The 23,180-nt window shown below is 68.4% G+C and carries 23 protein-coding genes; 14 read left to right on the forward strand and 9 right to left on the reverse strand.

The genetic code is table 11. The features are described from left to right. Positions 1-3: 3 nt before the first annotated feature. From ACIBLA_RS15300 to ACIBLA_RS15310, 3 genes are all read right to left on the reverse strand, one after another. Entirely contained in the window at positions 4-438 is a 435-nt protein-coding gene (locus ACIBLA_RS15300; protein WP_399198866.1) for a carboxymuconolactone decarboxylase family protein, read from the reverse strand. 64 nt (positions 439-502) lie between these two features. Then, complete coding sequence (locus ACIBLA_RS15305) at positions 503-703, reverse strand: DUF397 domain-containing protein (RefSeq protein WP_399198867.1); 201 nt, start codon at positions 701-703, stop codon at positions 503-505. After that, positions 700-1,548, reverse strand: a complete 849-nt coding sequence (locus ACIBLA_RS15310; RefSeq protein WP_399198868.1) for a helix-turn-helix domain-containing protein — start codon at positions 1,546-1,548, stop codon at positions 700-702. Before ACIBLA_RS15310 ends, ACIBLA_RS15305 begins: the two co-directional genes overlap by 4 nt. Before the next feature lie 198 nt (positions 1,549-1,746). Between ACIBLA_RS15310 and ACIBLA_RS15315 the strand changes: the two genes are divergently transcribed. Both ACIBLA_RS15315 and ACIBLA_RS15320 read left to right on the forward strand, forming a co-directional pair. Then, complete coding sequence (locus ACIBLA_RS15315) at positions 1,747-2,436, forward strand: ATP-binding protein (RefSeq protein ID WP_399198869.1); 690 nt, start codon at positions 1,747-1,749, stop codon at positions 2,434-2,436. 442 nt (positions 2,437-2,878) lie between these two features. Then, positions 2,879-3,823 carry a YDG/SRA domain-containing protein gene (locus ACIBLA_RS15320; protein WP_399198870.1) on the forward strand — a complete coding sequence of 315 codons (945 nt, stop codon included), beginning with the start codon at positions 2,879-2,881 and terminating at the stop codon, positions 3,821-3,823. Between the two features lie 127 nt (positions 3,824-3,950). Here ACIBLA_RS15320 and ACIBLA_RS15325 read toward each other — a convergent pair whose 3' ends face one another. Both ACIBLA_RS15325 and ACIBLA_RS15330 read right to left on the reverse strand, forming a co-directional pair. Next, positions 3,951-4,949, reverse strand: a complete 999-nt coding sequence (locus tag ACIBLA_RS15325; protein ID WP_399198871.1) for an SEC-C domain-containing protein — start codon at positions 4,947-4,949, stop codon at positions 3,951-3,953. Positions 4,950-5,034: 85 nt separating this feature from the next. Then, on the reverse strand, positions 5,035-6,459 hold the full coding sequence (locus tag ACIBLA_RS15330) for an MFS transporter (protein WP_399198872.1): 1,425 nt from the start codon (positions 6,457-6,459) through the stop codon (positions 5,035-5,037). Positions 6,460-6,562: 103 nt separating this feature from the next. On the opposite strand from ACIBLA_RS15330, the gene ACIBLA_RS15335 reads away from it, so the two are divergent. The 5 genes from ACIBLA_RS15335 to ACIBLA_RS15355 all read left to right on the forward strand — a co-directional run bounded on the left by ACIBLA_RS15335 (position 6,563) and on the right by ACIBLA_RS15355 (position 10,097). Continuing rightward, on the forward strand, positions 6,563-7,093 hold the full coding sequence (locus ACIBLA_RS15335; RefSeq protein ID WP_399198873.1) for a winged helix-turn-helix transcriptional regulator: 531 nt from the start codon (positions 6,563-6,565) through the stop codon (positions 7,091-7,093). Positions 7,094-7,187: 94 nt separating this feature from the next. Further along, positions 7,188-7,508, forward strand: coding sequence for a DUF6412 domain-containing protein (locus ACIBLA_RS15340; protein WP_363244111.1), 321 nt, complete (start codon positions 7,188-7,190; stop codon positions 7,506-7,508). A gap of 124 nt (positions 7,509-7,632) precedes the next feature. Further along, positions 7,633-8,394, forward strand: a complete 762-nt coding sequence (locus tag ACIBLA_RS15345) for a YidC/Oxa1 family membrane protein insertase (protein WP_399198874.1) — start codon at positions 7,633-7,635, stop codon at positions 8,392-8,394. 169 nt (positions 8,395-8,563) lie between these two features. Beyond that, positions 8,564-9,421 carry a fumarylacetoacetate hydrolase family protein gene (locus tag ACIBLA_RS15350; RefSeq protein WP_399198875.1) on the forward strand — a complete coding sequence of 286 codons (858 nt, stop codon included), beginning with the start codon at positions 8,564-8,566 and terminating at the stop codon, positions 9,419-9,421. 82 nt (positions 9,422-9,503) lie between these two features. Further along, the gene (locus tag ACIBLA_RS15355) at positions 9,504-10,097 is read left to right on the forward strand and encodes a disulfide bond formation protein DsbA (RefSeq protein ID WP_363244108.1); all 594 of its coding nucleotides are present in this window, start codon (positions 9,504-9,506) and stop codon (positions 10,095-10,097) included. A 35-nt stretch (positions 10,098-10,132) separates the two neighbouring features. On the opposite strand, the gene ACIBLA_RS15360 is transcribed toward ACIBLA_RS15355, so the two are convergent. Together ACIBLA_RS15360 and ACIBLA_RS15365 are read right to left on the reverse strand one after the other, a co-directional pair. Beyond that, positions 10,133-10,639: a heme-degrading domain-containing protein gene (locus tag ACIBLA_RS15360; protein WP_363244107.1), complete on the reverse strand. Its 507-nt coding sequence runs from the start codon at positions 10,637-10,639 to the stop codon at positions 10,133-10,135. Further along, positions 10,636-11,736, reverse strand: coding sequence for a Gfo/Idh/MocA family oxidoreductase (locus tag ACIBLA_RS15365; protein WP_363244106.1), 1,101 nt, complete (start codon positions 11,734-11,736; stop codon positions 10,636-10,638). Before ACIBLA_RS15365 ends, ACIBLA_RS15360 begins: the two co-directional genes overlap by 4 nt. Before the next feature lie 152 nt (positions 11,737-11,888). Here ACIBLA_RS15365 and ACIBLA_RS15370 point away from each other — a divergent pair, with 152 nt between their 5' ends. The 7 genes from ACIBLA_RS15370 to ACIBLA_RS15400 all read left to right on the forward strand — a co-directional run bounded on the left by ACIBLA_RS15370 (position 11,889) and on the right by ACIBLA_RS15400 (position 19,149). Beyond that, positions 11,889-13,130 carry an ROK family protein gene (locus tag ACIBLA_RS15370; RefSeq protein ID WP_399198960.1) on the forward strand — a complete coding sequence of 414 codons (1,242 nt, stop codon included), beginning with the start codon at positions 11,889-11,891 and terminating at the stop codon, positions 13,128-13,130. 110 nt (positions 13,131-13,240) lie between these two features. Further along, entirely contained in the window at positions 13,241-14,146 is a 906-nt protein-coding gene (locus tag ACIBLA_RS15375; protein WP_399198876.1) for a hypothetical protein, read from the forward strand. Positions 14,147-14,405: 259 nt separating this feature from the next. Then, positions 14,406-15,491, forward strand: coding sequence for a 2-aminoethylphosphonate ABC transporter substrate-binding protein (locus tag ACIBLA_RS15380; RefSeq protein ID WP_363244103.1), 1,086 nt, complete (start codon positions 14,406-14,408; stop codon positions 15,489-15,491). 186 nt (positions 15,492-15,677) lie between these two features. Next, positions 15,678-16,418 (forward strand): HAD-IIA family hydrolase, encoded by a 741-nt coding sequence (locus ACIBLA_RS15385; RefSeq protein WP_399198961.1) that lies wholly within the window; start codon positions 15,678-15,680, stop codon positions 16,416-16,418. Between the two features lie 113 nt (positions 16,419-16,531). Then, positions 16,532-17,215 carry a hypothetical protein gene (locus ACIBLA_RS15390; RefSeq protein ID WP_399198877.1) on the forward strand — a complete coding sequence of 228 codons (684 nt, stop codon included), beginning with the start codon at positions 16,532-16,534 and terminating at the stop codon, positions 17,213-17,215. Between the two features lie 28 nt (positions 17,216-17,243). Beyond that, a complete protein-coding gene (locus ACIBLA_RS15395; protein ID WP_363244100.1) occupies positions 17,244-17,924 on the forward strand; it encodes a class F sortase in 681 nt (226 codons plus the stop codon). A gap of 202 nt (positions 17,925-18,126) precedes the next feature. Further along, positions 18,127-19,149 (forward strand): glycoside hydrolase family 6 protein, encoded by a 1,023-nt coding sequence (locus ACIBLA_RS15400; RefSeq protein ID WP_399198879.1) that lies wholly within the window; start codon positions 18,127-18,129, stop codon positions 19,147-19,149. 90 nt (positions 19,150-19,239) lie between these two features. Here the strand turns inward: ACIBLA_RS15400 and ACIBLA_RS15405 are convergent, their stop codons facing one another. Both ACIBLA_RS15405 and ACIBLA_RS15410 read right to left on the reverse strand, forming a co-directional pair. Then, a complete protein-coding gene (locus ACIBLA_RS15405) occupies positions 19,240-21,192 on the reverse strand; it encodes a kelch motif-containing protein (RefSeq protein ID WP_363244098.1) in 1,953 nt (650 codons plus the stop codon). Continuing rightward, on the reverse strand, positions 21,189-23,180 hold the full coding sequence (locus tag ACIBLA_RS15410) for a glycosyltransferase family 2 protein (protein ID WP_399198880.1): 1,992 nt from the start codon (positions 23,178-23,180) through the stop codon (positions 21,189-21,191). Before ACIBLA_RS15410 ends, ACIBLA_RS15405 begins: the two co-directional genes overlap by 4 nt.

Here is a 23,180-nt window from a genome sequence, read left to right on the forward strand (position 1 = left end):
GTGTCAGCCCTTCGCTGCCATGTAGTCCTTCATCTGCCCGAGTTCCTCCGCGAATTCGTCGTAGTTCTCACGGGTACCGTTGAGGTACACGCTCCAACCGACGCTGTTCTTCGCGTAGTGCACAGCTTCCTGAATCTCCTCATCGGTGGCCCCGAACATCTTCGCGGCCTCCGTGTGGAAGAGCGTGCAGTAGCGGCACTTCGTCTCCGAATGCAACGCTATCCCCATCAGCTCCTTGTACTTGTTCGGGATAAGCGTCTCACCGAGTTCGATCCTCTTGAAGATCTCCCACTCGGCATCCAGCAGGTCATCGGGGATCTGCGCCAAGAAATGCGGCACGAGACCGAGAGTCTCCTTGATCTCCGACTCAACCTCGCTGCGACTCCGGCCCGCCATGGCGATCACTTCCTCTCCACCAAGGGAACGGATGTCCTCCACTCCAGCCTAAATCGCACCGCATACCACGGCGACCGCTGTCGCGCCTGCCGGAACCTGAAGGTGATCAGCCAAGGCGGGATGTTCGCAGCGCGCCGACGAAGTCGGCCCACGCGGCGTGCTGTATGGCGATCCGAGGCCCCGCAGGCACCTTCGAGTCGCGTACGGCGGTTATGCCGGCCAGCTCAGCGACTTCGACGCACTCTCCGCCGGCTCCATTGCTGTAGCTGCTCTTTCGCCACTGGGGGGTGATGGGGGACGACGTCATGGGGAGTGCTCCTCCAAGGCTGAACGAATCAAGGCGGCTGATCGCTGAGGGCTCAGAGCCAGGGCCCTGAAGTGGTCAAAGGCTTTCGTGTAGATCCGTACGTCTGCGGGGAGTTCGAGGTACACCGAGTCTGTCAGACCCTCTCGGTACACCACATCTGGATCCTCCTGCTCAGGAAAACCAAGGACGGTGAAGGGGCCGGTGGTCGGGTAAGCGCCCGCGTCGTACGCCAGGACTTGCACCGTCACGTTCCGCTGCTGCCCCAGATCCAGCATACGTTCGAGCTGCCCTGCCATCACCTGTCTGCTGCCAATCACGTGCATGAGGGCGCTCTGGTGAATCACCGCCCAGAAGTCGGGAGCTTTGCTCTCCGTCAGCAACTGCTGACGGCGCATGCGCACATCGACGAGACGCGGGATCTCGTCGTGGTCCTGGTCAGGAGTGACCCGACTCAACTCCGTGGCGTACTCGGGTGTTTGCAACAAACCGGGGATGAACTCGCCCTGGTAGGTGTGCAGGTTGGTCGCCGCCTGCTCCAGTCCCACGTACACGGAGAACCACGACGGCACGGCATCACCGTGCGCGTGCCACCACCCCTTGGTCTTCGACTCCTTGGCCAGGGACTTCAGCAGCTCACGCAGCTCGTCGTTCGTGCCGTAGAAGCGACACAGAGCATCAATGTCCGAAGGCTGCACCCGCCCCTGCCCCGTCTCCATGCGATTGACCTTGGAACCGCTCCAGTCGAGTTCCTTGCCGACCTGGTTGCAGGTCATGCCGCTCTCGTCACGCAGCTTCTTGAGCTCGATCGCCAGACGGCGACGCCGTGCGGTGGGTGATCCGGCCACTTCAACTCCTCTTGCGGTAAGGGGGGTTCTATCCCACCGGAAGGCAGCGCTCGCGACAATCACTCGTTCGAGCTAATCCCCTCGTGCACATTGCACGAAGGGATGTCCGCTGTCATTCTGTCATGGTGAGTGACGCAACGTCACGGCTGGCTCAATCAGGTGCGACGACGTGGGTCGCCCGGCGGAAGGAGCAGAGGTATGGCCATCTACCAGGAGAGTGGTTGCGTTCAGCGGCGACCGTGGGAGGTGCCGTTCACCGCCGAGCCGCGCGTGGTCGCCCGAGTGCGCCGAGCGATGCGACTGCATCTCTCGCTGTGGGGTCTGTCGGAGCTGGAGGATATGGCTCAGATCTGCGTTTCAGAACTGGTGGCGAATGTGATCAACCACGTCGGTCCTGGAACTCCGGTCACCCTCGCGGTCTCAACGGACGGTGCCCACCTCCGTATTGAGCTGACCGACCCGGACACGCGGGCGATGCCTATGCTTCTCGCTCCCGCATCCGGCACTGAGTCGGGGCGGGGCCTGATCATCCTCGATGCGGTGGCCGAGCGCTGGGGTGTCATCTCTCGGGCCGACTCGAAGGTGGTGTGGTGCGATTTGGCAACGGGACTGGAGTCGCCGAACGAGCACCCCGATCCTCGCGTTGGGCAGGCCGAGATGAGCATCGTCCGCTACGGCTCCGCTCAACGACCCCTGCCGGAAGAGGGAAGCCCTCTGTCGGTGGCGGTCGCCGAGAAGGCGGCGATCGACCTGGTCGCCGATGTCCTGCACTGGGTCCGCGCCCACGGCTGCGACCCTGACGAAACCCTTGATCGGGCCCAGATGCGCTTTGAAGCACAGTTGGAAAAAGCTGCTCGTGCGGAGAGCTTAAGTCGGAGAGTCTATTGATTCGAGGTCGTGGCAGGCATCTTATGCGTAGGATCCACTGCCTGCCCGCATTAGCTCGGTCCCTTGGTGACGCAGTTCATCGACCTGGGAGGCGGAAACGCGTCAAGGTTCTCCCGCGGACAAAAGATTCGCTTCGTTTCGACGTGTTGGACCGCCTGGATGTACAAGCACTTCAAAGGCCCCAAACCGGGTTACGGGGCGGACTGGCCCGAGCCTCTAGGCGTCGACAGCTTCGAGTGATCAGGAATTAGCAGATATTTCAGGGTAAATCTTGACATTAAGCCTGCGTCCTTGATGTTAGTCATTCGGTGCCCGCAAGGTCCCTTACCCTCACGCGCGACGAAGGGCGTAAGTAAGCCATACTTCGATCATTTTCAGACAGTGGACGTTTGTGCGGCGCAGCCTGTTCGAATCCTCTTGGGTGGTTCGGCAGTATGCCGGCATGGCTGCAAAGAAAACGTACAGAGCTGTCTTCGGGCATGTAGAGGTTCTTCCAGGTACTCGTTTCGAGTCTCGCATGGAAGTGAAAGCTGCTGGTCTTCACAAGGCGAATCAAGATGGCATCTCATGGGGTCTTGATCCTCATGACAAAAGGGCAGCCGACGCAATCGTCCTCAGTAATGGATACGAGGACGACCGCGATTTGTGGGACGAGGTGATATATACCGGTGCCGGCGGTCGAGATGCAAATACAGGCCATCAAGTGGAAGATCAAACGTGGGAAAATCCAGGGAACGCCAGCCTGCGTCGCAGCCGGGAGAGCGCCTACAGCGTGCGTGTTATCCGGGGCAGTGATGGTGAGGAAGTTTACTCGCCGACTAGTGGATATCGATATGATGGCCTCTATCGAGTGCTTAGCGAGTGGACGGAAGATGGAAAGTCCGGATTCCAGATCTGCCGCTTTAAGCTGCGTCGACTCTCGGATGAAAATCAGGAGTTGACGCCGATGGAGCAACAAATCAAGGACGTGATCGATGGTGCCCCGCGACGGCAGACAACGACTGTTGAACGTATCGTTCGAGATACTGCTGTCGCCCAACGCATAAAGAGGTTGTACGGATACACCTGTCAAATCTGTAGTCTGGCTCTTGCTGTCGGGCCGGATGGTTTGAACTATGCGGAGGGTGCTCATATTCAGGCCCTGGGGAAGCCGAACAATGGGCCTGACGTTGATGGAAACGTACTATGCCTCTGTCCTAACTGCCATGTAAAACTCGACCGCGGTGCGCTCTATCTCACGGATGGTCTGAATGTTGTAGATAGATTCCCGGACGGTTCACGGCCGAGGATAACTAAGCTCACGACTGTAGAGCGTCATGAAATTAGGAAGAGGTTTGTGCGTGCGCACCGTCGGTACTGGGGTGTGGTAAATGAGGAGGAGGGCTAGACCCGGCAATCCACTGACGGGCTTACGCCCAGCCCTCCCGGCTTCACTGAAGTCCGGCTCAATTTGTTGCAGCAATCACTGGCACGACTTCGATGAAAGGACGATAAAGCGGGGAACTTGCTGTCCGCTAACCCGCCCCGTGGCACTCCCTGTACGCCCTCCCCGAGCCGCACCAGCACGCCGCGTTGCGGGCCGGGGGCCAGGAGGTGGCGCGGCCTCGGGCTGCGAGGGTGGTGGCGTATTGGGGGAGCAGGTTGGGGTCCGAGGGGGAAGCGCCCTCGGAGGCCGCGAAGGCCTCGTAGGAGGGGACCGTGCCTGTCACGATGCCCAGGTTGGGGGTGCCCGTGGAGGCCAGTTCGCGGAGGGAGGACTCCAGTTGGGCGAGGTGGGCCTCGCGGGAGGGGTACTCCGTGCGGAGGGTGGGGTACGCCGTGAGGAGTTCCGTCAGTTCCGCGGCCGGCCAGTGCAGGACCGCGACCGGGAAGGGGCGCGAGAGGGCCGAGCGGTAGGAGCCCAGTTCGGCGCGGAGGCGGGCGATCTCGGCCTGGAGTTCGGCCGGGTTGTCGGAGCCGAGGGCCCAGATGCGTTTCGGGTCGTGGAGTTCGTCGAGGGGGACTGACGTCTTGTTCACCTGGTCGCCGAGGGCGTCCCAGTCGTCGTGTTCCAGGCCCAGCAGTCGGCGCAGGCGGTGGCGGCCGAGGAGGAGGGAGGCGGCGGAGTACGGGACTTCCTCGCCGGGGGTCAGGAGCAGGTTCAGGGCCGTGGTGTAGGAGTCGTGGGCCGCTTCGAGTTCGTCGTGGGCCTCCAGCGTCTCCGCCATGATCTCCCAGGGGGCCGGCTCCAGCGGTTCGGCGATGCGCAGGCCGTCGATGATCGTGCGGGCCTCGGCCTCGTGGCCGTACTCCCACAGGTTGGCGGCCTTCAGTGCCTTCACCAGGTGGGGGTGGTCGGGGGCGCCGGTGAGGAGGTCGTCGTAGAGGCCGGTGGCGCGGTCGCGGGCGTCGGCCAGTTCCAGATGGGCCGCGGCCTGGAGGAGCAGGGGCTCGCGGTCCTCGGGGTACTGGGCAGCTGTGCGCAGCAGGCGCTCGGCTTCAGTGGTGTGGTCGGCAGGGATGTCGGGGCGCATGGTCCACACCGTACTGCTGTACGGCGGTCCGGGCGGAGGGTGTACGGGCAGACAATGCATGGGTCATATGCGGGACGTGCCCCCCTCAGTTCCGGCCGGCCGGTCCGTCCCGCAGGGCCAGTACGAGCGCCGTGCCCAGGAGCGTCAGGCCCGTGGAGACCAGGATCGCGAGGTCGGTGCCGTGCTCCGCGGTCTTCGCCGATGTCGCCACCGCGATCAGCAGGGCGACTCCGGCCGCGGAGCCGATGTACCGGGCCGTGTTGTTCGCGCCCGAGCCCATCGCCGCGCGCTCCTGCGGGACCGATTCGACCGACAGGCGGGGCAGCGCCGCGTTGAGCAGGCCGCTGCCCGCGCCCGCGACGAGGAGGCCTGGTACCAGCCGCCCCCACGATCCCGCGCTCACCGCGCCCAGCATCGACAGGGCGCCGGCCGCGTGCAGGGCGAAACCCAGTGCCAGCTGGTGGCGGGCGGCCACGCGGCCCGCGAGGCGGCGGGTCTGGAGGGCGGTCAGGAAGGCCGTGCCGGACCAGAGCACGAACAGGCCCGCCGCACCCATCGGGGAGATGCCGAGGGTCAGCATGAGCAGCGTGGGCAGGTAGCTGAACAGCCCGATCACGGCGAGCCCCGTGATCAGCGCCCCCGCCGTGGCTGCCTGGAAGGGCCGCCGCCCCAGCAGCCCCAGGTCGATCAGCGGGGCGCCGCCGCGCCGCTCCACGGCGGCGAAGGCGCCGGTCAGGACGGCGGCGGCCACCAGCAGCAGAACGACGGGCGTCCGCAGCCACCCATCGCGCCCCAGCGTCAGCGCGCTCAGCAGGGCGGTCATGGCCGCGCCGAGTACGACGGCGCCCGCCAGGTCGGGGCGTCCGCCGCGCGGCGCGCGGGACTCGGCGAGCGTACGGAAGGCGAGGACGGCGACGACGAGGGCGGCCGTGGCGAGTACGGCGTACGGCTGCTGCCAGCCGTACGTACCCAGCGCCCCGGCGAGCAGCGGCCCGGTGGCGATTCCCGCGCTGACGAACGCTCCCCAGACGCCGGTGGCCCTGATCCGCCCCGGCCCCGGAGGGAACGCGTGCACGAGGAGGCCGAGGCTGCTGGCGATGATCGCGGCGCTGGAGGCGCCCTGCGCGATGCGGGCGAGGGTGAAGGTGAGGGTGGAGCCGGCCAGCGCGCCGAGGCCGGTGGTGAGGGCGAGACCGAGGGTGCCCGCGAGGAAGAGCCGGCGTCGGCCGTAGTCGTCGGCGAGGCTGCCCGCGACCAGCAGGAGGGCCGCGAGGCCGAGCGGGGCGCCGTTCAGGAGCCAGGCCTGGGCCGATGTCGCGGTGCCGAAGTCGGCGGTCAGGTCGGGGAGCGTGAGCATCGGGACGGTGTAGTTCATCAGCGCGACGGTCGTGGCCGCGCTCGTGACGGCGAGCGTGGCGCCGGCGCGGTCGTGAGAGGCGCTGGTGCTGGTGCTGGTGCTGGTGACAGGGCTCGTGGTCGCGGGCGTCGAGGGTAGGGGCGTCGAGGGCATGGGGAGATGCCACCCTTCAAGGTTCGGTGAATGAACTCATGAGCGTGCCGACCGTAGCATGGTGAGTTCGTTCATCGAACCTTTGATTGGTTAAGGTGAGGTCATGGCCCTCGGCAAGGACTACTCGTCCCAGCAGTGCTCGATCGCCCGAGCCCTGGAGGTCGTCGGCGAGCGCTGGACACTGCTCGTCGTGCGTGACGCCTTCTACGGAGTGCGCCGCTACAACGACTTCCTCACCCACCTCGGCGTGCCCCGCGCCGTCCTCGCCACCCGCCTCAAGAGCCTGGAGCAGGCCGGCATCCTGGAGAGGCGCCGCTACCAGGAGTCGCCACCGCGCGACGAGTACGTCCTGACGGAGCGCGGCATCGCGCTGTGGCCCGTCGTGCGCTCCCTCGGGGTCTGGGGGCGCGAGCACATCGAAGGCGTTCTGCCGATGCGCGAGTTCAGGCACGCCGCCTGCGGGACGGAGCTGGGCTCCTACGGCGAGTGCCCGGCCTGCGGCGTGGCCGTACCGCCGCGCGATGTGGAGATGCTGCCGGGGCGCGGACTCGATCCGGAGCCGGACAATCCGGTGAGCCGGGCCCTGCTTGCCCCTCGGCGTCTCCTTCTGCCCATCGAAACCGATCGTGTATAACGGCTGGAGGGATGTAAACGGGCTGAGGACGCGACCGCAGGGAAGGGCCGTGACCGTAGACAGGGGCCGCGACCGCAGGGAAGGGAGGAAGGGTATGAATCGACGCGCGACACCGCCGCTGCGCTCAGCCGCCCTCCTGTTCTTCCTGCTCCTCGGCCTCGTCCAGGTCCTTCTCGTCGACGCCGGCAGCCTCTCCGCCGCCGTCGCCCTCGCCGCCACCGCCGCGGCCTCCACCGCGTTCGCCGCCTCCGCCGTCATCTCGGCCCGGTGCGCCCCCGCCGTACCACCCACCCGGGTCCGCACGGCCATCCGCGACCGCGAACAGCGCACGGCCTTCCTGCCGCAGCGAGATCCCGACGCACGGGGCCGCACCAGGCCCCGAGCCCCCGGTCGTCCCGTCCTGACGACCGCGTAGGGCCCTTTCGCCACCCCTGATCCGCCGAGCGATCGATCCCACGCGGGTCGTCATGCCGAGCCGCGCCGTGCCACCGGCGCCGCGCCTCCCATCCGGCACGACGAGACCCTCGGAGGGCTCACCCATGTCCGTCTTCCTGTCCGGCTTCGCCTCCCTGGTCGGACACTTCGCCGACCTGCTCCAGCCCCTCTTCCACGGCGGCGCGACCGCCGCGGCGATCGTGGTCTTCACCGCCTGCGTACGGCTCGCGGTCCACCCGCTCTCGCGGGCGGCGGCCCGTGGCCAGAAGGCCCGCACCAAGCTCTCGCCGCAGATCGCCGCGCTGCGCAAGAAGCACTCCAAGAACCCCGAGCGCCTCCAGAAGGCGATCATGGAGCTGCACAAGAAGGAGAAGGTCTCACCGCTCTCCGGCTGTCTGCCGAGCCTGCTCCAACTGCCCGCGTTCTTCCTGATGTACCACCTCTTCTCCAGCCGGGAGATCGGCGGCACGCCGAACGAACTGCTCGGCCACTCCCTCGGCGCCGCGCCGCTCGGCGACCGCTGGAAGGACGCGCTCGCCGACGGCGGGATCCTCGGCGGAGCGGGCCTGGTGTACGTCGCGCTCTTCGCCATCGTCCTGGCCGTCGCCACCTTCAACTACCGGCGTACGAAGCGGCAGATGGCCGCCATGCCGACGCCGACCGCGGGCCCGGAAGGGCAGCCGGTGCCCGGCATGGGGGCGATGACCAAGCTGATGCCGCTGCTGTCCTTCGCGACGCTCATGACCGTGGGCGTGGTGCCGCTGGCCGCCGCGCTGTACGTCGTGACAAGCACCACGTGGACCGCCGTCGAACGGGCCTTCCTCTACCGGGACATGCCGGCGGGGGCGCTGGCCACCGCCGCGTAACACCTCGGGCGGCACGGCGTCCGCCGAGCCGGCGCGGTCCAGGGTGTGAACGGGGTCTTGCAGAGTGATCCGATGTCTTGGAGGATCGGCCAGTCCCCCGACGGCCGCAACCCGTCGGCGGGCCCCCGCTCGACCAGGTCGATCCGCTCGACCAGAGGGAGAACAGACCATGAAGCTGCTGCGTGTCGGTACGGCGGGTGCGGAGCGCCCGGCGCTGCTCGACGGGGACGGGACCCTGCGGGACCTGTCCGGACTGGTCACGGACATCGACGGCGCGCTGCTCGCCGACGAAGCCGCACTGGACCGGGTACGGGCCGCCGCCGCGTCCGGCGAACTGCCCGTCGTCGACTCCACCGGGCTGCGCACCGGGCCGCCCGTCGGCCGGATCGGCAAGATCGTGTGCATCGGGCTGAACTACCACGATCACGCGCGCGAGACGGGCGCGGACATCCCGTCCGAGCCCATCATCTTCTTCAAGGCCCCGGACACGGTGGTCGGCCCGGACGACACCGTCCTCGTACCGCGTACGAGCGTGAAGACGGACTGGGAAGTGGAGTTGGCCGTCGTCATCGGCCGCACCGCCCGCTATCTGGAATCCCAGGAGGAGGCGCTGGCGCACGTCGCGGGCTACGCCGTCTCCCACGACGTCTCCGAGCGCGCGTTCCAGATCGAGCGCGGCGGCCAGTGGGACAAGGGCAAGAACTGCGAGACGTTCAACCCGCTCGGCCCGTGGCTCGTGACGGCCGACGAAGTGCCGGACCCGCAGGCGCTGTCGCTGACGCTGTCCGTGAACGGGGAGCTGAAGCAGAACGGGACGACGGCCGAGCAGATCTTCCCGGTGGCCGAAGTCGTACGCTACGTCAGTCAGTTCATGACGCTCTATCCGGGCGATGTCATCAACACCGGTACGCCGGCGGGCGTGGCGCTCGGGCAGCCGGAGCCGAAGCCCTACTTGCGGGCGGGGGACGTCGTCGAGCTGGAGATCGAAGGACTGGGGCGGCAGCGCCAGCAGCTCAAGGACGCGTGAGCGTGATGTGACTCGGCTGCGGGGGTGCGGGTTTGCGGCATCGCGGGTTCGGTGGGGACGGATCGACGGGGGGAGCAGTCCGATGGGGACCGGTCGATGGACCGTCGACTTCTGGTTCGACCCCGCCTGCCCGCTGAGCCGTGTCACCGCGTCGTGGATCGGCACCGTCGCCGAACAGCGCCCGCTCGACATCCGCTGGCGCGTGATGAGCCTCGCGGTGCTGAACGAGGGCAAGGACGTCGACCCCGAGGGCGACGAGGAGGGCTACCTCTGGATTCCCGCCCGCGTGTGCGCCGCGATCCAGACGTCGCACGGGCACGCGGCGCTCGGCAGGTTCTACGACGCCCTCTGGACCGCGCCGGACGGCGGCCGGCGGGAGTGGATCGGCGACATCGCCGAGGCCCTGGGCGGCGCGGGGCTGCCGGTGGCGCTGGCCGACGCCGGATTCGCCACCGACCACGACCCCGCGCTGCGCGCCTCGCACGAGGAGGCGATGAGCCTGGTCGTCGGGGAGGTGGGTACGCCGGTGCTGGCCGTCACCCACCCTTCCGGAGCCCGGCACGCGTTCTTCGGCCCTGTCGTCACCGAGACACCGGTGCCCGAGGACGCGTTGCGCCTGTGGGACGGCACGCTGCTCGTCGCGAGCGTTCCGGGGTTCCGCGAGATCAAGACCTGACGGTACGTCACTGGCGGAGGATCGCTGACGGTACGTCAGCGACGCAGCACCTGCTCCAGCATCTGGCTCATCATCCGCTCCAGCGCCTCCACCACCAGTGCGTGGTCCTCCTCCTGCGGGAGACCCGAGACCGTCACCGTGCCGACAACTCCCGCTCCCTCCAAGGTGATCGGGAACGAGCCGCCATGAGCCGCGTACCGGTCCGGGTCGAGTCGCGAGGAGTCCTCGAACGTGCTGCCCTTGGCGCGGAAGCGCGTACCGACCAGGAACGAACTGGCGCCGTACCGCTCCACGACCCGCCGCTTGCGGTCGATCCAGGCGTCGTTGTCCGCCGACGAGCCCGGCAGCGCGCTGTGGAACAGCTGCTGCCCGCCCCGCCGGATGTCGATCGCGACCGGCGCCTCGCGCTCCCGCGACAGCTGTACGAGCATGCTGCCCAGCGCCCACGCGTCGTCGTACGTGAAGTGCGGCAGGACCAACCGCTCCTCCTGCGCCTCCAGTTCGGCCACCGTCGGCAGCGCGCGGGCGTCGCGCGCCGTCATGACGAGTGCCCGATCGCGACCGTGACACCCTCGCGGGCGGACCGGCGCGCCGCCTCCAGGACGTCCAGCGCCGCGGCGGCCTCGTGGGCGGTCACCGGCGGCGCCGTACCGTCGCGCAGTGCCCGCGCCACACCCGCGTAGAACGCCGGGTAGTCGCCGGGTGTGCTCTCCACCGGGTTGCCGCCACCCGTCGCGGGGGACTCGCCGGACCCGATCCGGCCCCACAGCGACTCGGGCTCCGTACCCCAGTTTCCGGCCGTTTCCGGGGTGTTGGGCCGTCGGCCGTCGCGCAGGTCGGCCTCCTGGGGATCCAGGCCGTACTTCACATAGCCGGCCTTGGAGCCCAGCACCCGGAAGCGCGGGCCGAGTTGGGCCGTCGTGGCGCTGACATACAAGTGTGAGCGGACCCCGCTGGTGTGGGTGAGGGCGATGAACGTGTCGTCGTCGGCCGCCGCACCGGGCCTGCGTACGTCGGACTCCGCGTACACCAGCGCCGCCGGACCGAACAGCACCAGCGCCTGGTCCACGACATGGCTGCCCAGGTCGTACAGCAGCCCTCCGATCTCTTCCGGCACTCCCGACTCGCGCCAGCCGCCCTTGGTCTCCGGACGCCACCGCTCGAACCGCGACTCGAAGCGCTGTACGTCGCCCAGCTCGCCGGTCGTGACGAGGCGGGCCAGAGTCAGGAAGTCGTTGTCCCAGCGGCGGTTCTGGAAGACGGAGAGCAGCAGCCCCCGCTCCTCGGCGAGGGCGGCCAGGGCGCGTGCCTCGGCGGCGGTGCCGGCGATCGGCTTGTCCACGACGACCGGCAGGCCCGCCTTCAGCGCGGCGGTCGCGATCGGGACATGCGTCTTGTTCGGCGACGCGATCACGACCAGGTCAAGCTCGTCGGCCCGCTCCCACAGCTCGTCCGGCGACACGGCGAACCGGACGTCGGGGAACTCGCCGCGCGCCTGCGCCTGGCGCTCGGGGTTCGAGGTGACGACCGTGTCGAGGACGAGGTCGTCGGTCGCGGAGATCAGCGGGGCGTGGAAGACGGAGCCCGCGAGGCCGTAGCCCACGAGTGCGACGCGCAGAGGGGTGCTGGTGCCAGTCATGCCTTCCACTTAAGCAACGGTGTTGCCATAGTGCAAGCGCGCGGGACAATGACAGCGTGGGCAACGGTGAAGGCAGCAGAGACAACGGCACAGACCACGGCACAGTCAACGGCGGCAGCGAGTCCGGCACGGGAATGGCAGGTGGCGAGAGCATGGCTGAGGGCGTACCGGCAGGCATCCGTACGGGGGTGCACGCGGGCGCGCATCCAGGCCCGCACACCGGCGCGAATCTGCCGTCGCTGCGCAGCTACAACTCCGCGCTGGTGCTCGACCTGCTCCGTACGGCGGGCGAGGCCGGCATCAGCCGTCTCGAACTCGCCGAGTCCACCGGCCTCACCCCGCAGGCGGTCAGCAAGATCACGGCCAGGCTCCGTACGGAGGGCCTGGCGGCCGGCGCCGGCCACCGGGCGTCCACCGGCGGCAAACCCCGGACCGTGCTGTGTCTGGTCCCCTCCGCCGCGCACGCCGTGGGCCTCCATCTGGACCGCGACGAACTGACGGCCGTCGTCGTCGACCTGGCCGGCACGCCGGTCGCGGCCCGTACGGTGCCGTTCGACCTGGGCGCCGGGGCGGCCGAGGTGGTCGAGACCGCGGCGGCGCAGGTGGAGTCGGTACGGGCGGAGGCGGAGCGCCAAGCGGACATCACTCGCCACCTGGCCGCGCGCGGCGCGGCGAACCCCGGCAGCCTGCTCGGCGTCGGTGTCGCCATGCCCGGCCCGCTCGACCACACCACCGGCGTGCCCCAGCGCGTCACCGGCTTCCCCCAGTGGGACGGCTTCCCGCTGCGCGACGCGCTCGCCGCCCGCCTCGGCCTGCCGGTCGTCCTCGACAAGGACACGAACGCCGCCGCACTCGGCCTCGCGCTGCGCGGTCCCGGCGACTCGTTCGCCTACCTCCACCTCGGTACGGGCCTGGGCGCCGGCCTCGTGCTCGGCGGCGCCCTCTACCGGGGCGACCGCACCGGCGCGGGCGAGTTCGGGCACCAGGTCATCCAGCTCGACGGGCCGCTGTGCGACTGCGGAAATCGCGGCTGCATCGAGGCGCTGTGCCTGGCGGCGGTCGCGCGCGGCGACCTGGCGGAGGCCGCGCGGGTGCTGGGCGCCGGGGCCGCGAACCTCGTCGGGCTGCTCGACATCGACCGGGTGCTGCTCGGGGGACGGGTCGTGGTCGCGGCCGAGGAGCGGTTCGTCACGGGAGTCGGAGCCGTACTCGAAGAGCGTGCGCGGGGCCCCGTCGTTCCGGTGGCCTTGGCCGACGGCGGAACGCACCCGGTCGCCGAAGGCGCCGCGCAACAGGTCCTCGCGCCGGTGTTCGGTCATGCGCGGGTTTTCGGACGGGGGCGGGCGGGGCGGCCGGGGCCGGTGGGGCTGATGGCGCCGACGGGTGGCGGCTGATCCTGCGCTCGTCGGCGGGCAGGGCCGTTGGGAGGTATTCGTACGATTTTCGGACCATGCCCGGATGTGGCTCCCCGGCCCGGCGGCCGACCCGTGGCAGCGTCGGGTCCATGCGACTGCGCCCCGCCCTCGTCACCGGAACCCTCGGAGCCATCGGAGCTGTCGGAATCACCGTCGGCACGATCGTGCCCACCGCGCTGCCCGCCACGATCGCCGGCGCCGCTTCCGTACCGGACCCGGGCGACGGGCCGGGCCCCGGCCCAGGGGCCGACCGGCAGCCGAGCTGCGGCAAGGCGTCCGACTCCGACTTCCCCATCGACGCGCGCATCCACGGCGGCCCCGACGACTACCGCCCCGGCGGTCCGCCGCAGAGCTGGTCCATCGATCTCAGCAACAGCACCGACGAGGCCTGCCACAACATCCACCCCGTCATCGTGCTCAGCGACCGTCACCGATCCCTCACCGCCGCCGAGGTCAAGCTCCAACTCACCGACGACAAGGGCAGATGGCGGACCATGTCGCTGGAGAAGTCGGACGACGACGAGACGATCGCCGTCCTCGAAGGCGGCTTCCCCGGCTTCGCCGTTCCGGCCCAACAGACCGTCACTGTACGGGTGAGGCTGGCCTTCACGGCTGCCGCCGGTGCCAACAAGGTCGTGGCGAACGCGGCGACGGTGCAGCGGCGCGGTGGTGACGGTGACTGGGTGGGGGAGTCGAACGACTACCGCTTCTCCGTGGGAGGCGCGACGGACACGGAGACCAGCACCCACCCCAACCCCAACCCCAGCACCAAGGACGGCACGGACACCGCACCCGGCGACCCGCGCCGTACGCCCACCGCCGGCTCCACCCCCAACTCCGAGCGCCACAAAGACTCTTCGGCCCCCCTCGGAATCGGCGCACTCGCCGACACCGGCTCCGGCTCCTTCGCCGGCCCCGCCATCGCCGCCGCGGTGCTCGTCCTCTCCGGTGTCGCGCTGATCATCGGCCTCCGCCGCCCGCGCAAACGCCGCTGACACTGTCTCGATCCTTGCGCGGGCGCAGCCAGGCCGCGCCGTGGGCGGTACTCTCGTGCTCGTCCTGGGCCTGAACGAAGCGATTCCGGAGTCCGACCATCCCCGCGACCCACGAAGTCGCGTGCGTGGTCCTCGACATCGCCATTTCCGCGGGTCCTCTGTGATCTACGGGTGGTGAGCGGGCGTGTTGGTGGACGGATGTACGGGACGACGCCCCGCCCCGCCCCGAGCCGTCGCCCGCTAGGAGATACGAACCGTCATGCCCCGCAACTCCCGCACCTTCAGAGCCCTTCGAACCTGCGGCACCCCGCTCACCGCCGTCGCCGGCAGTCTCGTCCTCACCGCCTCGCTCACCGGATGCGGCAGCGCGGGCGGCTCCGAGGCGAAGGCCGTCACCGTCTACAGCGCCGACGGGCTCAAGGGGGTCGAGGGCGACGGCTGGTACGACAAGGTCTTCGCCGACTTCGAGAAGGACACCGGCATCAAGGTGAAGTACGTGGAGGGCGGTTCCGGCGAGATGGTCGACCGGGTCGCCCGCGAGAAGGACGCCCCCCTCGCCGACGTCGTCGTCGCCCTGCCGCCGTACATCCAACAGGCGGAGCGGAAGGGGCTGTTGGCGTCGTACGACCCGAAGGGCTCAGACCGCGTGCACGGTTCGGTCAAGTCCGCCGACAACCGGTGGACGTCGATCGTCAACAACTACTTCGGCTTCATATACAACAAGAAGGAACTGACGGACCCTCCGGCCACCTGGGAAGAGTTGCTGGACCCCAAGTACCAGCACAAGATCCAGTACTCGACTCCGGGAATCGCCGGCGACGGTACGGGCCTGCTCATCAAGGCCATGCAGGACTTCGGCGGCGAGGAGCCCGCCATGGACTATCTGAAGCAGCTCGAAGCGAACAACGTCGGCCCCACCCCCTCCACCTTCAAGCTCGCGGCCAAGGTCGACAAGGGCGAGATCCTCGTCGCGAACGGTGACGTCCAGACGAACTTCGAGCAGTCCAAGAGCCTGTCGAACATCGCGATCTGGTTCCCGGCGAGGGAGGGCGGCAAGCCGACGACGTTCGCCATGTACTACGGAGCCGGTGTCGTCGACGGCGCCCCGCACAGCGGCAACGGCAAGAAGCTCCTCAACTACATGCTCACCGAGAAGGCACAGAAGCAGGTCAGCGGCATCGGCGGCGGCTTCCCCGCACGTACGGACGTCAGACCCACCGACGAGAACGCCATCGAGCTGGCCAGGCTCCTCGACGGCGTCACGCTCTTCGAGCCCAACTGGCAGAAGATCGAGCCCAGCCTCGGCGGCTACATAGCCTCCTGGAAGACGGCCACCGGCAACTGAGGCGCCGTCCACCGCCACCGGCGCTCCTGGCCCCGCCACCCTCCGAGCGCCAAGATCATCGGTACCTGATTAGGCTGGGGTCCCCGAGCGGCACGGAGCAGTGCCCCCGGCGCCACCAGCACACTGCGTACGGCAGGAGTCCGTCACATGTCAGAGCGCAAGCCGATCGATTCCTGGCTCACCGACATGGACGGTGTCCTCGTCCACGAAGGCACCCCCATCCCCGGTGCCGAGGCCTTCATCAAGCGGCTGCGGGACTCGGGCAAGCCCTTCCTTGTCCTCACCAACAACTCCATCTACACCCCGCGCGACCTCCAGGCCCGGCTCTCCCGCATGGGTCTGGCCGTGCCCGTGGACAACATCTGGACGTCCGCGCTCGCGACCGCCAAGTTCCTCGACGTCCAGCGCCCCGGCGGCACCGCGTACGTCATCGGCGAGGCCGGTCTCACGACGGCGCTGCACGACATCGGCTACATCCTCACCGACCACGACCCGGACTACGTGGTGCTCGGCGAGACCCGTACGTACAGCTTCGAATCCCTCACCAAGGCGATCCGGCTGATCAACGACGGCGCCCGCTTCATCTGCACGAACCCCGACGAGACCGGCCCCTCGGCCGAGGGCCCACTGCCCGCCGCCGGCTCCGTCGCCGCGCTGATCACCAAGGCGACCGGCAAGGCCCCGTACTTCGCGGGCAAGCCGAACCCGCTGATGATGCGCACCGGGCTGAACGCCATCGGCGCGCACTCCGAGACCAGCGCGATGATCGGCGACCGGATGGACACCGACGTGCTGGCCGGTCTTGAGGCCGGTATGGAGACGTTCCTGGTGCTGACCGGTCTGACAAAGCCCGACGATGTCGACCGCTATCCGTTCCGGCCCTCCACGATCGTCGACTCCATCGCCGATCTGGTGGATCTGATCTGACCGGATCTGGCTGAGTACTCGCTGGTCACGGCCGTGTACGGGGCGTTCTGAGGCCTGCTGCGGATGCGGGATCCGGCGGAACGCGTGAGGCTTCCATCATCAGGAGGTTCACGATGCGTTCTGGCTTGCTCGCTCTCCGTGGTGTCGGACTGGTCGCCGCGATGGTGGTGGTACCCGTCCTCGGGACCAACAGCGCCGACGCCCACGACTCCGTGAAGGCGACGGTCACGCCGTCCCCCGTCCGTCCCGGCGGCGAGGTGAAGCTCAAGGTCACGGGCTGTGCGAACCCCCGCTCGGTGGCTGCGCGCTCCGATGTCTTCGTTGCCGACTCCGAGCTGGCGGGCCGCCGTGGCGACGACGGGAAGTCGGTGTTGCGCGGCGAGGCGAAGATCAAGTCGTCGACCAAGGACGGCAGGTACGAGGTCGACGTCTGGTGCGACGGGCACGACCACCGGCGCGCGGCGGTCTTCGCGGTGGACCACAACCCGAAGCCCAAGCCCAAGCCCAAGCCTGAGTCCGAGGCCCAGCCCAAGCCCAAGCCCAAGCCCGAGGCCACCCTCTCCAGGCGCGCGCAGGCCGACCGGCCGCAGCAGTCCTCCGAGTCCTCCCAGGCCTCACCCGTCGCCCCGGTGCGCGCCGGTGGCGGTGGCAGGACGACCAGCGCCGTGGCCGCCGACGAGGCCGGCCCCAGCACCCCGCACACCGTCATCGGTCTCGTCCTCGCCGGCGTCGCCGCCGTGGCCGTGGCCATCCGCAGCGTGCGCCGGAAGCGTTCCGCCGCGCGGGACTCCGACTGAGACGACTGAGGCAACGGAGACGGCTGAGATGGCTGAGACGCCGACCACCCACCGCGCGCCCGGATCGGGCCGGCTCCTGACCGGCGTCGCCTGGGCCGTGCTGCTACTCGCCCTCTGGGGCTGGGGAGCCGACGGCATCGCCGGCACCTCCTCGCCCATGACCGGCGACGTCGCCGCCGTCGGCCGCCCGATGGAGCAGCGACCACCGGTGGCCCAGGACTCGTCGAGGCCCGCCGAACCGCGCCGCGTCGACGTCCCGTCCGTCGGCATAAAGGCGCCCGTCGTCTCCCGCGGCCTCGACGCGACCGGGGCGGTCGAGCCGCCGCCGTACGAACTGCCGGGGACCGTCGGCTGGTACGGCGGCGGCGTCCGGCCCGGCGCCAAGGGCACCGCCCTCTTCGTCGGCCACGTCGACACCCGCACCGAACCGGCCGTCTTCTACGACCTGAGCGCCGCCCGGCCCGGCCAGAAGGTCCGGGTGGCCAGGGCCGACGGCTCGGTCGCCGAGTTCACCATCGACGACGTACAGGTCTACACACGGGAGCGGTTCGACGCGCGCGAGGTGTACGGCCCCCACGCGCCGGACCGCGCCGAACTGCGGCTGATCACCTGCGGCGGGACCTTCGACCGCAAGAGCCGTACGTACACGGCGAACGTCGTCGTCTCCGCGTATCTCACCGATGTGAAAGAGGCACGTCACGATGGCTGATCCAACCCCCCGGCGGCCCCCCGGCGGCTCCGCTGTCACAGCTCGTACACGAAGGCGAACGGGCGCCGTTACGGCTCCGACCCGTGTGCCAGGATGGATTCGACCGATCTTGTCCGGGCAGGCGGGCAGCGGGTGGGCAGCAGGCAGGGCAGGAACGAGGCGCCTGGGGCGGCTCCGACGGACGGGCACCGAGGGGGAGTGGATGTACGGCAGCAGTAATTCCGGTCGCGGTCTTCGAGTGACGGCATGCGCGGCAGCAACGGGGGCGGCGCTGCTCATCGCGGGCTGTTCCTCCGACGACGAGGACAAGGGCGAGAAGAACGCCTCGTCGAGTCAGCAGCCCAAGGCGACCGCTCCGTACTGGGTCAACCCCGAAGGAAACGCGGCCAAGCAGGTCTCCGACTACACGAAGGACGGCGACGACAAGAACGCCGGCCTCATCAAGAAGATCGCCTCGCAGCCCGTCGGCGAGTGGATCGGCCCGGACAACCCGGAGGCCGAGGCCCGTGGTTTCACGGAGGCCGCCACCAACGCCGACCGGGACGCCCTGCTGGTCCTCTACAACGTCCCGCATCGCGACTGCGGCCAGTTCTCGAAGGGCGGAGCCGCCGACGGAAACGCGTACCGGGGCTGGGTCGACAGCGTCGCCAAGGGCATCGGCGACCGGCGGGCCACTGTCGTCCTGGAGCCGGACGCGCTGCTGCACCTGGTGGACGGGTGCACGCCCCCGGAGTTCCACGAGGAGCGGTACGACCTGCTGAAGGGCGCCATCGAACGGCTCAAGCAGCAGCCGGCCACCACGGTTTACCTGGACGCGGGCAACGCCGGCTGGCAGTCGCCCGACGCGCTCTTCGAGCCGCTCCAGCGGGCGGGCGTGGACAAGGCCGACGGCTTCTCGGTGAACGTCTCCAACTTCTTCCCGACCGACGTGAGTCAGGAGTTCGGCAAGAAGCTGTCGGCGAAGGTCGGCAACAAGCCCTTCGTGATCGACACCAGCCGTAATGGCAACGGCCCTTACACGGAAGGCGATCCGAGCGAGAACTGGTGCAACCCGCCGGGCCGCGCGCTCGGCGAGCCGCCGACCACGAAGACCGGCGACCCGCAGGTGAAGGCGTATCTGTGGATCAAGCGTCCGGGTGAGTCGGACGGCGACTGCAAGGGCGGGCCGAAGGCCGGCGACTGGTATCCGGAGTACGCGCTGGAGCTGGCGCGCAACGCCAAGTAGCGCGCAACGTCAAGGAGAAAGCAGGGGGCGGGTCCGTACACGTACGGACCCGCCCCCTTCAACTCGGCCTACGCCCAACACGCCGTATGGCTACGGCACTTCGACCCACACACCTTCGGACGGCGTCCCCTTGTCGTCCGTCACGAAGAGCATGTACCAGCCGGTCGGCACCAGCGCCGGGTTCTTCGGCACCGTCACCTCGACCCCGTCCGCCGTCTTCTTCATGTCCAGTGCGATCGACCGCTGTTCGACGTCCGTGACGTGCGTGACGGCGCTCGGCCGCATCAGCTTCGCGGACTTCAGCGACGCGGCGTCCTTGGTCTTGAAGGTCCCGGAGTCGCCGTGCTCGATCCGCTTCGGTCCGTCGGTCAGCGTCGGCTTCGAGTCCCGGAAGAGATACGGCGGGGTGTAGATCTCGATCCGCTGCTCGAAGACGCCCGGCTTGGTGTTGGCCTTGTCGGCGTAGAGCGAGTCGGAGCCGAAGATCATGACGCGGCCGTCGGGCAGCAGGAGCGAGCCCGAGTGGTAGTTGCGGCCCACCTTGGGGTCGGCGACGCGTTTGTACTCGCCCGCCTTCGGGTCGTACATCCGCGCTTCGAGGATGTTGGAGCCGCCGCGGCCCCGGTAGTCCTCGGATCCGCCCGTCACCAGGACCGAGTCGTCCGGCATCAGCGACGCGCTCGGGTAGCGGGTGCCCTTGTCGAGCGCGGCGCCGTCCCTGAACTCCGGGTCGTTCTCCTTGAGATCGACCAGCCGCGACTTCTCGCTGGACTTCTCGGACTCACCGACGCCACCGCCGCCGATGACCATGAACTTCTGGTCCTGCGCGGGCGGCAGCATGACGGTCGCCGACGTCTCCATCGTGTCGGCGTCGCTCAGTCCGGGGATCTTGTCGAACGTGTTGGTCTCCAGATCCCAGATGCCGGGCTTGCGGCCGACGTCGGCCGGGCCGTATCCGGCGTTGGAGCCGCTGTAGAACAGCTTGCCGTTGTCCATCAGGAAGATCGCCGGGTAGGTGGGGAACTTCCGGACGATCCCGGTGTACTCCCACTTCTTGGTCTCCGGATCGTAGATCTCGTCCTTGCCGGGGACGATCTGCCCGATCTCGTCGAGGCCCGACAGCGCGAGGACCTTGCCGTCCTCAAGCGTGGTGAGCGTCGGATACCAGCGGGCCTCGTTCATCGGGTCCACTTTGATGTACTTCTCGGCGACCGGGTCGAACTCGAAGGCGTCCTTGATGCCTTGGAAGTCCTTCTTGTCGAGCGCGAGCTTCTGCGCGATGCCGTAGACATTACGGGCGTCGGTGCCCTTCATACCCTGCACGCGGTAATTGTCCTCGGTGCCGGTCTCGTACTTCTTCCCGGACTCCCTGGCCTCGACGTAGATACGCCCCAGGCCGGGCTCGGTCCGCAGAAAGGCGCCGGTCACCGGGTCGAATACCTTCTCCGCCTTCTCGACCAGGACCGGGTCCTTGGACTCGAAGGTCTTGCCGTTCTTCTTGCCGGTGAACATCGTGCCCGCGGGCAGTGTCATCGGCTTGTCGGGGTCCTCGTTGTGGACCACCATCAGACCGCCGGCCTTGGTGGCGTCGCCCTTGAGCTTCTCGTACCGCTTCGTGCCGCCCGCCACCAGCAGCTTGCCGTCGGGCAGTTGGGTGTGCCCGGCGCAGAACATGTCCTTGGGTGTCGGGATCATCTTGAAGTCGTCGGTCACCGGATCCCAGAGGACGGACTCGAACTTGTTCGCGTCGAAGTTCTTCTGGTTGTTGCCCGACCCGGCTATCAGCAGCACCTTGCCGGTGTGCAGGAGCGCCGCGTGAATTGAATTGATCTTGAATTTCGCCGGGATGTCGAGATAGCCCCAGTGACCGTTCGCGGCCTTGTAGTCGGGCCGGTTGATCTTGTATTCGTGGTACTGCTCCGAACCGAACCGCCACATCGCCGGCCCGTTCATCCCGGCCACCACGACGACCACCGCGGCGCCTATCGCGAGGCGACGGGCGCGGTTCTTCCGGTGGTTCGGCCGGACGGGAAGCGCACTCATTGCTCAGGTCCCCCATGGGATATCTGTACGGTCTGGTCAAGAGCCCCGGGCGGCGTCGGCCGCGCGGGCTGCGGGGCCTGGTACGGGGCCTGCTGGTACGGGTTGTGCTGCGGGGTCTGGTGGTACGCAGTGTGCTGCTGGGCCTGCGGAGGCGGGTTCCCGCCGCCGCGGCGCGATCCGTGCTTCCCGCGCTTCTTCTTCTCCGCCCGCATCCCCAGGCGCCAGATGATGATCGGCGACGCCGTGATCAGCAGCGCCAGCGACGCCCAGGTGATCATCGCCGGATGGTCGTGCCCGAAGAAGAAGGACGAGACCAGTGATCCGGCGAAGACGAGAATGAAGAACAGATGGATCCGGAACGTCCCGAACAGCGTGTCCGGGCTGGACGAGTCGCCCTTCGGTGTCACCACGAAGCCGCTCTTGCGGCGCAGTACGGCGTCGAGCAGCGAGCGCGCGTAGACCGGCGCGGAGAGCGCGGACATCGCCATACCGGCGAGACCGCCGGACCCCTCGGGCTCGTGCGGCGAGACGTTGTGCCGCCGGTTCCAGATGTAGAGACCGATCTGGAGGGCCGACGCGTTGCCGTACAGCATCATCCAGATCGCCGGGTCGATCTGCACACCCGAGGCGCCCATGCCCAGGAACAGCGCACAACTCAGCGCCGCCAGGATCCAGTTGAGCGCCGACATCGGGTAGAAGATGATCATCATGGTGTAGTTGAACAGCTTGCCGGGCGGCAGCGTGGTGAAGCCCCGCCAGTACTGCTTGAGGATCGTCTCGTACGTGCCCCGCGACCAGCGCAGTTGCTGCGTGAAGAAGTCCGTCCAGGCGGTCGGGCCCTCACCGACGGCGAGCACGTCCGGGGTGTAGACGGAGCGCCACTTGTTGCCCGTCTGCGGGTTCCTGGCGCGGTGCATCTCGAAGCCGGTCGCCATGTCCTCGGTGATCGAGTCGTACAGCCCGCCGATCTGCTTGAGCGCCGAGATCCGTACGGCGTTGCTCGTGCCGACGAACATGGGCGAGCCGTAGCGGTTGCCCGCGCGCTGGATCAGGGCGTGGAAGAGGAACTGCTGCGACTCGGCCGCCTTCGTGACGAACGTGTCGTAGTTGCCGTAGACCTGCGGGCCGATGACGAAGCCGACGTCCGGGTCGCGGAAGTAACCGAGCATCCGCTCCAGGTAGTTGGCCGTCGGGACGTGGTCGGTGTCGACGGACGCGAAGAAGTCGTAGTCGTCGCCGTGCGCGTCGAGCCAGGCGTTGTAGTTGCCGTGCTTCGTCTTGGCGCGGTGCGCGCCCTTCGCCTGATTCCACTTCGCCACGCCCTTGCGCGAGAAGTGGTGCACACCGAGCCGGGCGCAGACCTCCTTGACGGCGGGGTCGTCGCCCTCGTCGAGGAGCCAGACGTGCATCAGTCCGCGGTGCCGGATCTTGACCGCGGCCTCCAGCGTCTTCGTCACCATTTCGAGGGGCTCCTTGCCCGGCACGAAGGAGGTGAGGAAGGCGACGCGGGTGCCGCTCGCCGGGACGACGGGGACGGGGTCACGTGCCACCAGCGTCGCGTGCGCGTTGGACAGCACGTTCATCGTGCGGAACAGCTCGATCAGTCCGATCGAGACGAGCATCACGATGTCGAGGACCAGCAGTGTGTCGTTCTTGAGATTCGGATCGCGCTCGGTCCAGTGCTGAGGCTGCATCAGCCAGGCGAAGAGGCCGAGGGAGAGGAGCGGGGCGGCGCCGAGCAGCAGGGCGGCCCGGATTCGGTGCGGTTCCTGGGAGAGCAGTGAGCGGTACTGGACCTTGTACGGCTTGTCGGGGGCGGGCTGGGTGAGCGGCCCGGCGAGCCGGCTGTAGTGCTCGTAGTCGTACTTGGACAGTTCCTTCTGGGGTCGAAGCCGGAATCTGCCGGTCCTGAACTGTGAGGGGACCCGAAGCTGAGTGGTCCGGGACGCGTCGTTGTTCGGCCGCTCGCCGTTCGGCGTCGCCGTCAT

Origin of the sequence: Streptomyces sp. NPDC050433 (genome assembly GCF_044458565.1) — a bacterium.
GTDB lineage: Bacteria > Actinomycetota > Actinomycetes > Streptomycetales > Streptomycetaceae > Streptomyces.

Coding starts and splice junctions, on each gene's coding strand:
- ACIBLA_RS15380 (WP_363244103.1), top strand. CDS start 14,406: ATGCCCCGCAACTCCCGCACCTTCAGAGCCCTTCGAACCTGCGGCACC.
- ACIBLA_RS15405 (WP_363244098.1), bottom strand. CDS start 21,192: ATGAGTGCGCTTCCCGTCCGGCCGAACCACCGGAAGAACCGCGCCCGT.
- ACIBLA_RS15400 (WP_399198879.1), top strand. CDS start 18,127: ATGTACGGCAGCAGTAATTCCGGTCGCGGTCTTCGAGTGACGGCATGC.
- ACIBLA_RS15350 (WP_399198875.1), top strand. CDS start 8,564: ATGAAGCTGCTGCGTGTCGGTACGGCGGGTGCGGAGCGCCCGGCGCTG.
- ACIBLA_RS15320 (WP_399198870.1), top strand. CDS start 2,879: ATGGCTGCAAAGAAAACGTACAGAGCTGTCTTCGGGCATGTAGAGGTT.
- ACIBLA_RS15340 (WP_363244111.1), top strand. CDS start 7,188: ATGAATCGACGCGCGACACCGCCGCTGCGCTCAGCCGCCCTCCTGTTC.
- ACIBLA_RS15315 (WP_399198869.1), top strand. CDS start 1,747: ATGGCCATCTACCAGGAGAGTGGTTGCGTTCAGCGGCGACCGTGGGAG.
- ACIBLA_RS15365 (WP_363244106.1), bottom strand. CDS start 11,736: ATGACTGGCACCAGCACCCCTCTGCGCGTCGCACTCGTGGGCTACGGC.
- ACIBLA_RS15325 (WP_399198871.1), bottom strand. CDS start 4,949: ATGCGCCCCGACATCCCTGCCGACCACACCACTGAAGCCGAGCGCCTG.
- ACIBLA_RS15335 (WP_399198873.1), top strand. CDS start 6,563: ATGGCCCTCGGCAAGGACTACTCGTCCCAGCAGTGCTCGATCGCCCGA.
- ACIBLA_RS15410 (WP_399198880.1), bottom strand. CDS start 23,180: ATGACGGCGACGCCGAACGGCGAGCGGCCGAACAACGACGCGTCCCGG.
- ACIBLA_RS15395 (WP_363244100.1), top strand. CDS start 17,244: ATGGCTGAGACGCCGACCACCCACCGCGCGCCCGGATCGGGCCGGCTC.
- ACIBLA_RS15385 (WP_399198961.1), top strand. CDS start 15,678: ATGGACGGTGTCCTCGTCCACGAAGGCACCCCCATCCCCGGTGCCGAG.
- ACIBLA_RS15330 (WP_399198872.1), bottom strand. CDS start 6,459: ATGCCCTCGACGCCCCTACCCTCGACGCCCGCGACCACGAGCCCTGTC.
- ACIBLA_RS15375 (WP_399198876.1), top strand. CDS start 13,241: ATGCGACTGCGCCCCGCCCTCGTCACCGGAACCCTCGGAGCCATCGGA.
- ACIBLA_RS15370 (WP_399198960.1), top strand. CDS start 11,889: ATGGCTGAGGGCGTACCGGCAGGCATCCGTACGGGGGTGCACGCGGGC.
- ACIBLA_RS15345 (WP_399198874.1), top strand. CDS start 7,633: ATGTCCGTCTTCCTGTCCGGCTTCGCCTCCCTGGTCGGACACTTCGCC.
- ACIBLA_RS15355 (WP_363244108.1), top strand. CDS start 9,504: ATGGGGACCGGTCGATGGACCGTCGACTTCTGGTTCGACCCCGCCTGC.
- ACIBLA_RS15305 (WP_399198867.1), bottom strand. CDS start 703: ATGACGTCGTCCCCCATCACCCCCCAGTGGCGAAAGAGCAGCTACAGC.
- ACIBLA_RS15360 (WP_363244107.1), bottom strand. CDS start 10,639: ATGACGGCGCGCGACGCCCGCGCGCTGCCGACGGTGGCCGAACTGGAG.
- ACIBLA_RS15390 (WP_399198877.1), top strand. CDS start 16,532: ATGCGTTCTGGCTTGCTCGCTCTCCGTGGTGTCGGACTGGTCGCCGCG.